Consider the following 15482-nt stretch of genomic DNA (forward strand, 5'->3'; position numbering starts at 1 on the left):
TTTAAACTTTTTTTGCTACAACCGGCTCATCTACGTCGTGAATCCTCACACATAATACAGCAGCTATTAGAAATGCCACCCCGCTGGTTACGAGTGCATAGATAGGATCTCCGCCATAGAGGTATTTTACCATGGGGCCTCCTATTATTGCATTAATGATTTGAGGGATCACAATAAAGAAGTTAAAGATCCCCATGTAAACGCCCATCTTTCTTGGAGGAATTGAACCTGCCAGGATAGCGTAAGGCATGGCCAGGATACTTGCCCAGCCAATACCTACCCCCACCATTGAAAGCAGCAGCCAGTACTCATTAGGGGCGATATAAATTGAAAGCAACCCCAGCCCTCCCAGAACCAGAGAGAACATGTGGGTGCTTTTTCTTCCTAGTTTTAAAGCGATCACAGGGAGAAAAAAGGCAAATACTGCCGAGACGGCGTTGTATACACCAAACAGCACTCCTACCCAGTCTCCGGCATCCTGGTATGTTTCGCTGCTGTTATCTGAAAGTGGCAACCCATACACATGATGTGCTATTGCAGGAGTTGAGAACACCCACATTCCAAAAAGGCCAAACCAAGAAAAGAATTGAACCAAGGCAAGCTGGCGCATGGTAAATGGCATGTTTTTGAAATCGGTGAAAATGTCGAGAAGGCTGGATTTCTTTTCAGCTTCCACTTCATTGGCAGAAGGCTGATCATCCATTTTCTCCAGTTCTTCGGGAGAATATTCTTTCGTTGTGAAGATGGTAATTAATATACTTATTACCAGGATGGCAGCACCAATCACAAAAGAAAGGAGCAGGTTTAAAGGAACTTCCCCTGCCACAGTACGGTTGCTGATATTGAACCAGTTGGCAAGAACGTAAGGCAACCAGGAACCTACAACGGCCCCAATACCTATTAATACGGTTTGAATACTAAAACCAAGCGTGCGCTGGTCTGAAGGAAGATTATCAGCCACCAAAGCCCTAAAAGGCTCCATGGCAATATTAAAGGATGCGTCCATTACAAAGAGCATCCCGGCGCCAATCCAGAGAGATGGGAGAATGGCAATAAAAAGATCGGCATTGGGCATTAAGATGAGGCCTGCCGCGGCCATTAAAGCACCGGCGAGGAAAAACGGCCTCCGCCGCCCCAACCTGGTCCAGGTTCGGTCACTGTAATAGCCAATAATAGGCTGAATTACTAGTCCGGTAATAGGTGCCACCAGCCAGAACCATGACAGTTCATGAACATCGGCTCCAAAAATTTGCAGGATTCTACTTGCATTTGCGTTTTGAAGGGCAAAGCCAAGCTGGATGCCCAGAAATCCAAAACTCATGTTCCAGATTTCCCAAAAACTCAGGGTGCGTTTTTGCATTATCGTATTATTTGATTACGATAAGCTGTTTAGACTTATCAAAACTTATTAAAGGAAAGTAGAAATATAAGTCCTGATAAAAATCCCGACAAAGATAGTAAAAATTTTAAACAGTGAGCGTTTTTCTCTTTTGTGTCGACTCCCGTTCTATAAGGCTGGTTTTCACTATGGCAGTCTGGAATTTCTCATCTGTAGTAGTTTTTTCAATCCTGTCAAGCAGCAAATCGGCCGCTTTTGCACCCATTTCGGCACCGTGCTGGTTTACGGTACTCAGGCTTGGAATAAACCTTCGGGACAATTCTCCGTCAGAAAAGCTGAAGACAAGAACATCGTCTGGGACAGACAGCCCCTGACTTATTACTGCCTTTACCGCACTTGTAGCAAATTGTTCATTTACCGCAAAAATCCCGTCTACCTCTCTTTCAGAAAGAAATTCGGCTATTTCTTCATGGCTGTTTTCCACATCTTCAATCTTCAGGATGAGATCTTCTTCAGCTTCCAGGTCATTATTCCGAAGTGCGCGTAGATAACCTTCGGTTCTTAATTTTCCCACACTTATATAATCAACCGTGGTAATAATTGCTATTTTTCGGCACCCGTTATCTATAAGTTGCTGAACCGCGTCTCGGGCACCGTCACTGTCGTCTATGATCACCTTGTCACAAATAATATCATTTACCACCCTGTCTACCATCACCACAGGCATGCCCTGACTTATTACCTCTTCGAGGTGGTGATAATCCCCTTTTTGCTGGGTTTCCTTGGCTACAGAAAGTATGAAACCGTCTATACTTCCATTAGCCAGCATTTCGAGGTTGATCACCTCCCTGTCAAAGGAATTGTTTGATAAACAGATGAGAACGTTATACCCGCGTTTGTTTGCCACTTCCTCTACCCCGCTAATCACGGTTGCAAAAAAATCATGAACTATTTCGGGCAGTACCAAACCAATGGTTTTTGTCCTTCGGTTTTTAAGGCTTAGGGCAATGTTGTTGGGCTTGTAATTATAGAGCTTGGCAAAAGCCTGTATTTTTTGGCGTGTATCGTCACTAATTTCGGGACTGTCACGTAAGGCTTTTGAAACTGTTGAGACTGAGACGTCAAGTTCTCGGGCAATCTGCTTAAGGGTAAGTTTTGGCTTCATTGTAAGGGGGTTAAGATGGAGACCGTTAAAAATGGTAAATCTATAATATTTTACTGTTAAATTAAGATTATGATAAAGTTTTCAACACGAAATCGATTTCGAGGGGGTTAGTGATTTATTTAATACCTGTATATCCTTTTAGAATAGCTACTTTTATTCCCGGAAAGTAGAAATATAAGGTTAAAATAAGTAAAACCTAACAAAGCAAATTTATGAGAACATTTATTAAAAGCACATTGCTCATGTTATTGATGCCAATGAGCTTTTTTGCTCAATCTACTGTTAGCGGTATTGTTACCGAAAGGGATACAGGGATGCCTATTCCCGGCGCTAACATAGTAATTAGAGGTACCACTACCGGTACCACAACTAATTTTGATGGGGAATACACCCTTGACGGCGTGAATCTCGATGATGTGATAGTAATATCATACATAGGCTTCGCTCCACAACAGATTCCCTATACAGGGCAGGAAACCATCAACGTACAACTTGCCCCCGATACAGCTATACTTGAAGAAGTAGTCTTAATTGGTTACGGTTCCACAAGAAGGCAGGATGCCACCGGGGCCGTTCAACAAATTTCCACCGAAGAATTTAACCAGGGAGCCATTGTTTCTCCAGAACAATTGATTCAGGGGAAATCGGCCGGGGTTCAAATTACTTCGGGTAGCGGTGCACCCGGAGGTGGAACAGAGATCAGGATTCGTGGTGGTTCATCCCTATCGGCCAACAACTCTCCACTTATAGTGGTTGATGGTGTGCCTTTAGACCAAAGAGGTGTACAGGGAGTAAGAAACCAGCTCAATGCTATTAACCCTAATGAGATCCAGGATTTTGTGGTACTTAAAGATGCTTCGGCAACTGCCATCTACGGTTCTAGGGCTTCTAACGGGGTTATTCTTATCACCACCAAAAAAGGTAAAAAGAATTCAGACCTCAAGTTTGAGTATGACCTTAAAGCTTCAGTTGGAGAGGTAGTAGAAACCGTTGATGTTCTAAATGCCGAACAATTCAGAAACCTGATTGAAACTACTCCCGGTACCGATGTTGGCCTCTTGGGAGATGCTAATACCAACTGGCAGGATGAGATCTACCAAACTTCGGTGGGTGCAATTCACAACCTTACGGTCTCACAGGGTCTTGAAAATTTCTACTATCGTGTCAACTTTAACCATACCTCACAAACCGGAGTTTTAAGAACCGATACTTATGAGAGAAATGCGTTAAACACTGCTTTCAATTATGATCTTCTAGACAACGATCTTAAACTTACCCTTACTGCCAAGGGAAGTATTGACCGTAACAACTTTGCTGATGAAGGCGCTATTGGTGCCGCAGTAAACTTTGATCCTACCAAGCCTGTATATGATGAAAACAGCAACTATGGAGGATTCTATGAGTGGACAAACAACAAAGGAGTGGCTTTACAACAGGCTACACGTAACCCGGTTGCCCTTTTGCTTCAACGTGAAGATGAAGGAAAAACCAAACGTTTGATCACAAACTTTAACATTGATTACAGGATTCCGTTTGTAGATGACTTAAAATTCAACCTGAACGCAGGTCTTGATTATTCTGAAAATGACGGGTTTAATATACGCCCTACAAGTTCTGCAGTCGTGCTTCAGGACATTGCAGATGAAGAGGTCTATTGGGGAATGAACAGAAACCAGTTACTGGATTTCTATTTCAACTATAAACCTTACGTTGAATCTTTAAGCACTGCTTTTGATTTTACAGTAGGACATTCTTACCAGGAGTTCTTTATCTCCAGCCAGCAGAGATATACCGATGCTGCCGTAGAAGGAAACTGGGTACTAAACCCTATTACCGTTGACAGAAATGCCCTTGAATCTTACTTCGCAAGAGCAAGTTTTGACATAGCCGACAAATACCTGATTTCTGGTAGTTATCGTATGGACGGTTCTTCAAGGTTTAGCGAAGATAACCGTTGGAGCTCCTTCCCTGCCGTATCTTTAGGCTGGAAGATCAACAATGAAGATTTCCTTAAAGATTCAGGAGTACTTTCTGAATTAAAACTAAGGGCAGGTTACGGGGTAACCGGTAACCAGGAAATTGGATCTAACTACGGTTATATGGGGATCTATACCCCTAGTGAAAGAGGTGCCAGCTACCAGTTTGGAGATCGTTTTTACCAAACCCTTAGGCCAGAAGAATACGATAAAGACCTAAAATGGGAAGAGCTGCAAACCTATAACGTGGGTATTGATTTTGGATTCCTTAATGACAGGTTAACAGGTAGCGTTGATGCTTACCACAGAACTACCGAAAACCTGTTGGCTGAAGTACCGGTTCCTGCAGGTGCAAACCTATCTGACCGTTTGATCACCAACGTTGGTGAAACAGTGAGCAAGGGTCTTGAGATTGGATTGAATGGGGATATTATAAGATCAGATAAGATGAACTGGTCCCTTAATTACAACATCACCTTCCAGGATCTTGAAATTACAAAATTGTCACTGGGAGAAGATCCAAACTTTTTTATCCCTAAAGGAGAAATAAGCGGTGGTGTTGGTAACATGATCCAAATCTGGAAAAAAGGAATTGACCCTACTACTTTCTTTGTGTACAGACAGGTTTATGACCCAAATGGAGAGCCAATTGAAGGTGCATATGTTGATGTTAACGGAGACAATACCATTACGGAAATTGATCGTCAACCTTACAAAAAAGGTTCACCCGATTTCTATATGGGCTTAAGCAGTAACTTCAACTATAAAGATTTCGACTTTAGTTTTACCTGGAGGGGAAGCTTTGGAGGTTACATGTACAACAACATGCAGTCTGCTACAGGGTTTAGAGGCGCCGGAACTGTTACTCCGCAACCTTACTACTCGAACTTTAACTCAAACGTTCTAGAGACCGACTTCAATGAAAGCCAGTTCTTCTCAGATTACTATGTGCAAAGTGCCGATTTTGTGAAGCTTGATAACGTATCTATCGGGTACCTAATCGCAGGAGAAAAAGTAGACTTCCGTGCTTCTTTAACAGCCAGCAACGTTTTGACCATTACAGATTATGACGGTCTTGATCCCGAGATCTCTGGCGGTATAGATAACAACTTCTATCCAAGGCCCAGAACCTATACTTTAGGTCTTAATCTAACATTTTAGAGAATTAAAAAACTATGAATATGAACAATAAAATAAAATCATTCTTTCTCATCTTCCTCAGCCTTACAGTTCTGGGATCTTGTGAGAGTGAACTAGATCTACAGCCTGAAGACAACAGGAAAGTACCGGGCCAGTTACTAGATGATTCGGCTGCTTACAAACAGTTCCTGGCAAAATTGTATGCCGGTCTTGCAGTGAGCGGGCAGGAAGGCCCTGCAGGTAATCCAGACCTTTTGGGACTGGACGAAGGCTTCTCTCAATACATGCGCCTCTACTGGATGCTCCAGGAGCTACCTACAGATGAAGCCCTAATTGGCTGGAATGATGGTACTATTGCCGATTTACACGGGCAGAACTGGACTTCAGGAAACGAATTTATTCGAACCATGTACTCCAGGATCCTCTATCAAATTGCACAGGCCAATGAATATATTCGCCAGTCTAGTGATGCCAATCTAAGTGCCAATGGAATTGAAGAATCTGAAATGGCCGAAATTCAGCAGTTTAGGGCAGAAGCAAGGTTCCTTAGAGCCTTGAGCTACTATCACGCGATGGATCTCTATGGAAACCCTCCTTTTATTACTGAAGACAGCCCGGTGGGTGCTTTTCTTCCGGAACAAATCCAGAGAGCCGAACTCTTTGATTATATTGAGAGCGAACTTCTTGATATAGAAGGTAAAGTAGTAGCTGCAGGCCAGAATGAATATGGGCGTGCAGACCAGGCTGCTGTTTGGACCCTTCTTGCCAAACTTTACCTTAATGCAGAAGTTTATACCGGTACTCCAAGATACGACGATGTACTCACCTATTCTCAAAAAGTAATAGATGCAGGTTTCACCCTAGTAGACGATTACCAGAAACTCTTCCTTGCCGATAATGATGTTAACGGGGCTCAAAACGAGATCATTTTCCCCATTAGGTTTGACGGACTTAACACTAACTCTTACGGCGGACTCACCTTTATCATTCACGCCTCTGTTGGTGGGGATATGGACCCTGAAGAATTTGGAGTGAACTCTGGGTGGGCAGGTCTAAGAACAACTCCCGAATTTGTAAGCCTGTTTCCTGATGGAGCAGATTCTGCCGATGAAAGGGAAATGTTCTATACTGAAGGCCAAAGCCTTGAAATCAACAGCATAAGCAGCTTTACAGATGGTTATGCAGTTGGTAAGTACAAGAACGTAGATGTAAATGGCAACCAGGGAAGCGATGCTACCGGAGAACATGTAGATACAGATTTCCCACTGTTCAGGCTGGGTGACGTATACCTCATGTATGCCGAAGCTGCTTTCAGAACCAATACCAATATGTCTCAGGCCGTTGATTATATCAATGAACTAAGGGAAAGAGCTTATGGAGAAGGTAACGGGCTTATCTCAGCAAGTGCCATTAACAACAACTTCCTAATCAACGAACGCGGAAGGGAGTTATATTGGGAAGCACACAGAAGAACAGACCTCATCCGTTTCAACCGTTTTACTGAAAATGGCGTGTGGGCATGGAAAGGTGATGTTCCTCAGGGAACAACCACCGCTCCCTACAGAAACATCTTCCCTATCCCTGCTTCCGATCTGGGAGTAAACACCAACTTAACACAAAACCCAGGATACTAACATTATTTATAAAATGAGAACAATGAAAAAATTATCAATAGTACTATTAGCTTTTGTCGCTCTTGTAGGTTTTAACGCCTGTTCGAGTGATGATGATGTGGTATTCATCGCACAACCAGACCCAGAAGGAATCTCCTTTGTCAATACATTCTCACCAGAATACGTATTGACCAGTTCTACAGCTGAAAACACTGTAGAACGATTTGTGTGGAATGAAATAAACCTTGATGTGCCTACAAACATTAATTATGATGTCTTGGCGTCTGCTTCTGAAGAAATGTCAGATCCGGCACTGTTGGGAAGTACAGCAGGAACAAACCTCGCAGTAAAAGTGAAACAATTTATGACTTTTGCTACTAATGAGCTGGGTCTGGATAAAGATCCAACCACCGAGGCTCCAAACTCGGGCACTATGTATGTGCAGGTTGTAGCTACTGCCGGTACAGCAGGTGAAATGATACACGCTTCAGAAGTGCATTCCATAAATATAGTTATTCCTGAAGATACAGGTGACGAAGAAGTAGAGCTGCCTAAAATTTATATGGTAGGTAACTTCCAGGCTGCCGGTGGTTACGGTAAAGACTGGACTCCTCAGGATGGAGTGCCTTTAGCTGCATCTGGTGAAGGTAAAACTGATTTTGAAGGTTTTGTATACATCAATGCTGAATCTCCAGAATTTAAATTTCTTCCAACTAACACAGTATGGGATGGAGATTATGGAGATGCAGGTACAGAAGCAGGAGGCTTTACAGGGTCTCTTGTTCAGGAAGGGGAAGTAAATGCTGGTACACCAGACGGTACCGGTGGGTATTACCTTGTAAAAGTTAATACAGATGCTCTCACCTACTCTCTTACTAAAGTTGACTTTGGTGTTATAGGCAACGCAACTCCTACAGCTTGGGATTCAGACACCGATATGCAATACAATCCTGAAACCAAACTTTGGACTGTAACCATGGATCTTACCCAGCAGGAAGCTCCAGACAACGGATTAAAATTTAGAGCAAATGATGCCTGGGACATCGAATTCGGTGACAACGATGCTGATGGAACGTTAGATCTAAAAGGAGCAAATATTGGAGTGCCAGAGAGCGGCAACTTCACTATCACTATGGATTTAAGCAATCCAAGAAATTACACGTACAGCCTGAATAAAAACTAGGTTTAAACAAAGGCTGTCTTAGAAAATCCTAAAAACGTCAATATGAGTAAATTGGCGTCAAAAAGGGCTTTTTAGACAGCCTTTTTTATATCCTGATCAAAAACACAACAATGAAAAAATCTAAATTTTTATATCCTTTCCTCTTTTCCCTGTTCGCCCTGGGAGCATGTTCCTCAGATGATGATTCGGGGGAGCCAGATCAAGGAAAAGAACCGGTAAACCCGCCTCCTGTCGAAGCGCAGCCAATAAACCTGGCAGATTATGACAATGGTACCGGGGTTATGATGCAGGCCTTTTACTGGGATGTAGAACCAAGACATGAATGGTGGAATGTAATTTCCGAAAAAATTGAGGGATGGGCTAATGCAGGTGTGAATCGCATCTGGCTTCCGCCTGCTTCAAAAGGGCAATCTGGTGGCTATTCTATGGGTTATGACCCTTCAGATTATTATGACCTGGGAGAATATCTTCAGCATGAAACCACCGAAACCCGTTTTGGTTCCAGAGAAGAACTCGACAACCTAATTGCCGCTGCTCACAGCAACGAAATTGAAGTGATTGCCGATATCGTTCTTAACCATAATTCGGGTGGAGGTAAAGAATGGAACCCTTACGTACAGGATTCTACCTACACGCTTTTCGACGAAGCTCACGGCAATGCTTCAGGAATGTTTAACCGTACCTGGGAAGATTTTCATCCCAACAGTACCAGTGAGTACGACAGCGGATATTTTCTTGGACAGGATCTTGACCACGATGTACAACATGTGCAAGACTGGCTATGGCTTAATGAGAATTCCGTTGCTAAATATTACAAGAACAACGTAGGTTTTGACGGCTGGCGCTTTGATTTTGTCAAAGGTTTCGCCCCATGGGTGGTAAAAGACTGGATGGAATCTGTAGGCGGATTTGGGGTTGCAGAGCTATGGGATGGAAATCCTAACGTTCTGGAAAACTACATTGAAAAAACTGGAATTTCAGTATTCGACTTTTCCACCTTTTACAAACTGGATGAAGCTTTAGACAGGTACAATGATCTTACCTATTTAACCCAGGATATGTTGTGGAAAACCCATCCTGAAAAAGCAGTGACCTTCACTGCCAACCATGATACCGAAAAGGATTCAAATGAAGATAACTTCATATCAAAAGAGAATAAATTGATGGCCTACGCTTATATCCTTACACATCCGGGATATCCAACAATCTTTTATTCAGATTATGAGAATCCAGCTTTTCAAAGCCAGTTAAAGCAGTTAATGCTCATCAATAATTCTATTGCAAACGGAGAAGTAGAAGTGCTGTTCGCCGATAATGATGAATACATCATGAAAAGAGCCCGTACTGCGAGTAATCCGGGATTGATACTTTACCTCAACCTTAACGGAAACATTAAGTTCAAAGAGGTTGATACAGACTGGAACATGGCACCTTTAATGGATTACAGCGGTAATATTGACTATACCCCAACTACCGATGAAAATGGAAATGTGAGCCTACGTGCCCCCGCCAACGGTTACGCCATTTACTCGATAATGAAATAATTTCTTCGGAAAGAAAATCAGAAAGGCGGGTCAAATTTTGACCTGGCCTTTTTTTATGGAATCTGATGTCTGGTTCCGGAAGAACGACATGTTCTTACCCCCACCCCGACCTGCGGTCACCCCTCCGGTGGAGGGGATGGTAATGAGAATGTTTATTTTAAATATAAAAAGTTCTTAAAACCAATGTGAACTTCAACCTGTTCAACGCCAACTATCGCAACTCAAAATTCTCAAGGAAGAAAAAAGAACATTTATGAATTCGTAGCACACAATAACCACCCCGACCTGCGGCCACCCCTTCGAAGGAGGGGGTTAAAAATTGGAATTTGGTGCTTGTATTTTGCTGCTTATTTCACACTGACCACTGATTTAATCTACTCCAGCCTCACCGACACAATCCCCACCCCATGCTGCTCCTGTTGTTCGGTTTCAGAAAGCTCGGGGCCTATGGAGAACTGCAGACTTTCAGCATCTTTGAGGTCAAATTCTTCCTGGATATTGTGTTCCATGTAAAGTGGTAAAAAAGAAGGATAAGGCCTGGGCAGGGTAACTGTTTTTACGGGCTGAAGTTCAGAAAGGGCGATTTCATATTCCTGAATTTCAGGCTGAAGTTCTATAACTTTTCCAAAAGACCTGCCGCTATCCATAACCAGGGCTACCTGCAGTTTCACCGGTTTATCATTGAGGGCTTTTTCTTTAAAGATCAAGCGTGTCTTATCCTCCAAAGCCTCTTCCCTACCCGCAACTTTCCTGTTAAAATTGTACCGGAAAGAATAGTCATAAACTGGTTCAGCTTCGGTATTTTCAGGATCTACTTCAAAAAGCTTTTCCACATTCACTCTAAATTCAGCTTCTCCGGGATGCGCAGCAGGCACTGTATTGAGGGTTGGCAGCCAGCTCGCCACGACATTCCCGCTGTCTTCCGAAGCATTGAAAAGATAAACCGGCGCCTCAGGCTCGACTATACGTATCCTGTAAGGCGCATCAGGATCAAAATCCCATTCGCCCGGATTCCCTTTTTGTCCTCCCGGAAAAGTATTGGTTCCTTCGGAAGTGCTTACTATAATACGGTATTCTAAAAAGCCCTTTTTGAGCAACTTTTCGGGAACTGCGGCAGCAAAATTATATGCCTCTTTTTGCTGAAATTGCACACTTTCATAAGTATTTCCGTTCCTAAACCAGGCTTCAACCTTTTCTACAGGTTTATTTGAGACAATTTCGGCTGAAATTTCATGTTTTTCACCCTCAGTAAGCGTAGGAACAGCTTCATGGACCAGGTAAGTCCTTTCTACCGTAGTTTTAGGGGCTACAAAAGCAGTGAAATCTCTTTCGCTCCAGCCTTTGTAGGAAGACCTGCTTTTTTTGCCATTTTTGACAAGTATATAAGTACCCGGTTTTATAGAGAATCCGCTTTCAGAAGCATTTTTTGAAACTTCATTTCCGGAATTAAGGCCGTTAATGGAAAAGTCAGGCCCAAGATCGGGAAGTATGACTTTCATCGCCCATTCGGCATGCTTTATCACCGCCAGCGTTTTCTTCAAGCTGTTATTTCCGAAGGGATTTTCAACCAGAACAGCATCGGGCATTACTTCCAGCCGCCATACACCTTTTTCAAGCTTATCAAGAAAATAAGCTCCTTTTCCTTCATAGTTCACTACCGAAGAATTTCCAACGCCTGCTATCTGCTTCAGTTTTTTGATGTTTTTCGGACGGCTTTCAGTAGTATTGGTGTAAATAAATTTTTCTTCGGAATTCATTTCAGCAAGATCTTTCTCATAGCTTATGCTGAAATTTCCGAAGTTGAGATTAGCAGGATATTTGCCCAAAACCTTATTCATTGGCAACTGGTGAAAAATTTCACCGCTAATCATCAACGCCAGGGCTTTTGAGGGCGTGTAGGCGAGGTTCATGTAATGCGTGTCGTATTCGGTGTTATAAGCTGCCATAAAAGTAGGGTCGTAGGCAAAATGGGTGCCTACCTGGATCCCGGCCTGCCTGAAGCTTCTCGCCATGGCCGGATATATGTAGCTTTTCATGACATCGGCCGCATCAAATTCGTAAACCAGTTTTGCCAGTCCGTTTTCCTCCCACACCTCCTCAAACGGAATCTCATAATTGTTCACGTTGGGCAGGAGATTGCCCTCCAGTTCTTTTCCAAAGCCCAGTCCCGTGGGATACCACTGGAACGTCCCGCCGTCTATCCCGGCTTTTGCATAAGTTTCAGCCAGCTGAATGCTATGGGTCACGTTATAGAAAATGGGCTTTTTGGTACCGGTAGATTTCATGGAGGCAATCATCCTCTCAATAAATTCCTGCACCTTCTCAGGACGCTCCCGGTGGTGCGGCTCATTGCTTATTTCAAAAGCTATTACATTGGGTTCGTCTTTGTAGGCAATACCGGTGTAAGGATTCACGTGCTCCAGGAACTGGGCCAGGTAATTCTCCTGGGCTTTAATGGCATCGGGATGAGTGAGGCTGCCCTCTTTTCCGTATTTGTGAGAAAAACCGGGTGTTTCGAGATCGGGTTCCGGCCAGCCACCGCCCCAATAGGCAATGGGCGTGAGCACGAAATTGATTCCGCGTTGCTTGAGTTCACTGATTAGGAAATCAAAATGGTCAAGATGCTCATTTTTTAGAAGATTCCCCTCTGCATCACTTATTTCGGTGTCCCAGATGTGAATGCGGTACAGGTCAAAACCCAGTCGGGAAAAATGGTAAACATCGTTCTGCATCTCCTTTTTAAGGTCCGCCCCCATTTTCTTACCAGACCGAAAAGCATGGGCAAAAGGCACAGAATAATTCACTCCAAACCCTTTCACCTCCTCTTTATTATGACCCCAGCGCATCACGCCGCTGTCATCTACAAAAACATCTCCTTTTCTGCCATTTTTGACAGTCTGCGCCACGACCTGATTCGCCACTGCGATACTCAGGGCCAGGAAAATTATAAATCTAAGATTATTCATGATTGTTTATTTCAAAGTAATAGTCACAGCCTCCACACCCTCTGCACCAGCTTCAATGCTTACAGGGCCTTTTAATTCTTTTGTTCTTAAAAGGATAGTGGCAATGCCTGCTTCGGCTTTTACGGGGTTTTCGCCAATGAGTTCGGCATTTTCTCCGGAAGTGATTTTAAAGGTAACAGGTAAAGTGGCATTGTGAACCAGGGTTCCGTTTTCATCAAGAAGTTTTGCATAGATAAAAATGACATCTGAAGTTTCCCGCGCAATCTCCTTGCCGGAGATATCTGCTGAAAGTGCCATTTTTGACACCTCTCCCGGGGTTCGCACCACATGGCTGGCCACTTCTTTCCCATCAATGAAGCCGGCGGCTTTTAATTCCCCCGGAACATATTCAGGAATTGAAAATGTAAAAGGCGGATACCACAGTTCATCCGAAAATGAAGTGCGTTCCGGTTTCTTTTTTTCAATAAGTTCGCCGTTCAGGTAAAGCTCCACTTCTTCGGTATTGCTGTACACGGTAACATCTGTAGTGGAACCGGGCTGCCAGTAATTGGCCAAATAACGCATTACGATTTGTTAGCTCCTGTAAAAATAAGAAAATTAAAGTGCCTAAAGCTTTACTGCGCTTTAATTACTTCAATATTCTTCTTTTTTAAGGCTTCCTCCATTTCGGGTTCAATCCCTGCATCAGTAACAATTTTGTGAATCTTGTCGAACCCGCAAATAAATGCAAGTCCAGATTTTTTAAATTTGGAAGAATCGGCCACTACAATAACTTCTTCGGCAACTTCAATCATGATTTGGTTAAGATAGGCTTCCTCCATGTAATGTGTGTAAATTCCTGAATTTTCCTTTATACCATCTACCCCAAGAAAGAGTTTATTACAATATAACTGCCTGAAATTTCGCTCGGCCATAGGCCCCACCAAAGACATGCTGAATTCTTTTAAATAGCCCCCCGGCATAAAAACCTCAAGGTTTTTGTATTGGGACAGGTTGTTCACAATATCTAGTGCATTGCTTATTACAGTTAAATTTTTAAAATCTTTAAGGTGGGTTGAAAGTTCAAAAGTAGTAGTTCCTGAGTCAAGGATAATACTCTCATCTTCGTTGATAAGGCTCATGGCTTTTTTACCGATAAGGCGCTTGTAATCGAGGTTTATTTTCTTCTTTTCAGAAACATTTAAAGCAATATTATTTGCTTTAAAAGCACCGCCATGAGCCCTTACAAGAAGCTTGTTCTTTTCCAGCTTATCAAGATCATTGCGAATAGTGACTTCGCTAACCTGGAGCAACTGGCTTAATTCGGTCACATTCACCTGACCTGCATCATCGAGCTTTTCTAATATAAGAGATCTGCGATAGGCTGTTTTATTCATAACTTTTACGATTAATTCTTTAAGAACGAAAGGATTTTGCAAAATTAATAAATTCCTACACTAATTTTAAGTTTCGGTAATTTACTCTCAATCTAGTAAATAAAGTTCTTCTTCCGAATAACTTTATTTAAATTTTGCTGAATTTTCTTTAAAAGATAAATTAATCCTCTCTTTCTTATGTAGGAAAATCGTAAGTTTTGATGGCATTATCACGAAAAATCTTTTCCAGAACTTCAGCTGGTAACGCAAGGCCTTTAAAACTTCCGTCAAATTCTGGCGCAGTGAGCTCTTTTGAAGTGGCAAAAAAGTCCCAGTGGGCCTGCCATAATCCTTCAAATTTACTTTTAACTTCTTCATCACTCATAGAACCATCTTCAATAACATCTGTGCCATATATTATCCGATCCTGATATTTGATGAAAAATTCCCTCACTTTTTCATGATCTTCCATAGCCTGCAACTGCACATGACAAATACGTTCGGCTAAATCGGTCTTAGAATTGGTGAATTTTTCAAGCCTTTTGGCAACTTCGTCAAGACTATATTCCATGCTAAAAAGGTGCAGCCCTACATATTTTAAATCGGGGTGCTTGATCAACACATTATCCCTTGCCTGCATTTGTGCCTGGTAAGAAGGATAGTCTGGATTCTTAAACATATGATATTCGGGATGACCGGCAAAATAATCGCGGTCACTGTTAACCGTCATTTCTTCCAGTGGCAACCAGCAATTACGGGGTTCCCCCTGATGCCCAATAAGCAAAATGTCATTTTTAGCAAGATATTCATAAATGGGGTCAAATCTTTCATCGTCAACCATAACAAATTTCCCATCCTTATCTTTCACCGACTTATCCATCCCGATGTTCTTCCAAATTTTCACACCGGCAGCCCTATTAGCCAAACCATTCTTTATTTGCTGCATGGCATGAGGCAACCAGTTTTCAGTATTCCAGAATTTTGTATCAAAACTTGTGATGAATTTTATTCCCTGCGGATATTCTTTTTGAAGATCGTGAATAACTGCCTCTTGCTCCTCTATACTTTCAAAAAACGGAATATCTGTATTAATAGATAAGAACCTGGCATTCCATTTTTTTGCTGTATCGAGCTTAGCAGTAGAACGTGTATTTAAATGAACATGTGCATCTATAAAATTGTCTAACATAATGATATTTTT

10 protein-coding genes are annotated in these 15482 nt (G+C 42.5%); 4 read left to right on the plus strand and 6 right to left on the minus strand.

Translation table 11 applies throughout. The features are described 5' to 3' along the window. Nucleotide 1: 1 nt before the first annotated feature. Nucleotides 2-1360, minus strand: coding sequence for an MFS transporter (locus JRG66_RS00410; protein WP_265163761.1), 1359 nt, complete (start codon nucleotides 1358-1360; stop codon nucleotides 2-4). Nucleotides 1361-1466: 106 nt separating this feature from the next. Continuing rightward, complete coding sequence (locus JRG66_RS00415; protein WP_265163762.1) at nucleotides 1467-2504, minus strand: LacI family DNA-binding transcriptional regulator; 1038 nt, start codon at nucleotides 2502-2504, stop codon at nucleotides 1467-1469. Between the two features lie 212 nt (nucleotides 2505-2716). Between JRG66_RS00415 and JRG66_RS00420 the strand changes: the two genes are divergently transcribed. The 4 genes from JRG66_RS00420 (at nucleotide 2717) to JRG66_RS00435 (ending at nucleotide 9960) form a co-directional block, all read left to right on the plus strand. Further along, nucleotides 2717-5641, plus strand: coding sequence for a SusC/RagA family TonB-linked outer membrane protein (locus JRG66_RS00420; protein ID WP_265163763.1), 2925 nt, complete (start codon nucleotides 2717-2719; stop codon nucleotides 5639-5641). 20 nt (nucleotides 5642-5661) lie between these two features. Then, nucleotides 5662-7254: a RagB/SusD family nutrient uptake outer membrane protein gene (locus tag JRG66_RS00425; RefSeq protein WP_265163764.1), complete on the plus strand. Its 1593-nt coding sequence runs from the start codon at nucleotides 5662-5664 to the stop codon at nucleotides 7252-7254. 22 nt (nucleotides 7255-7276) lie between these two features. After that, nucleotides 7277-8416 (plus strand): SusE domain-containing protein, encoded by a 1140-nt coding sequence (locus JRG66_RS00430; RefSeq protein ID WP_265163765.1) that lies wholly within the window; start codon nucleotides 7277-7279, stop codon nucleotides 8414-8416. Nucleotides 8417-8526: 110 nt separating this feature from the next. After that, nucleotides 8527-9960: an alpha-amylase gene (locus JRG66_RS00435; RefSeq protein WP_265163766.1), complete on the plus strand. Its 1434-nt coding sequence runs from the start codon at nucleotides 8527-8529 to the stop codon at nucleotides 9958-9960. A gap of 374 nt (nucleotides 9961-10334) precedes the next feature. On the opposite strand, the gene JRG66_RS00440 is transcribed toward JRG66_RS00435, so the two are convergent. From JRG66_RS00440 to JRG66_RS00455, 4 genes are all read right to left on the minus strand, one after another. After that, the gene (locus JRG66_RS00440) at nucleotides 10335-12926 is read right to left on the minus strand and encodes a glycoside hydrolase 5 family protein (RefSeq protein WP_265163767.1); all 2592 of its coding nucleotides are present in this window, start codon (nucleotides 12924-12926) and stop codon (nucleotides 10335-10337) included. Nucleotides 12927-12932: 6 nt separating this feature from the next. Continuing rightward, nucleotides 12933-13490: a DUF4982 domain-containing protein gene (locus JRG66_RS00445; protein WP_265163768.1), complete on the minus strand. Its 558-nt coding sequence runs from the start codon at nucleotides 13488-13490 to the stop codon at nucleotides 12933-12935. Between the two features lie 50 nt (nucleotides 13491-13540). Then, nucleotides 13541-14302: a transcriptional repressor AgaR gene (gene agaR, locus JRG66_RS00450; RefSeq protein ID WP_265163769.1), complete on the minus strand. Its 762-nt coding sequence runs from the start codon at nucleotides 14300-14302 to the stop codon at nucleotides 13541-13543. Nucleotides 14303-14477: 175 nt separating this feature from the next. Next, a complete protein-coding gene (locus JRG66_RS00455; protein ID WP_265163770.1) occupies nucleotides 14478-15470 on the minus strand; it encodes an amidohydrolase family protein in 993 nt (330 codons plus the stop codon). Nucleotides 15471-15482: the final 12 nt, after the last annotated feature.

The organism is Salinimicrobium tongyeongense (assembly GCF_026109735.1).
Classification (GTDB): domain Bacteria; phylum Bacteroidota; class Bacteroidia; order Flavobacteriales; family Flavobacteriaceae; genus Salinimicrobium; species Salinimicrobium tongyeongense.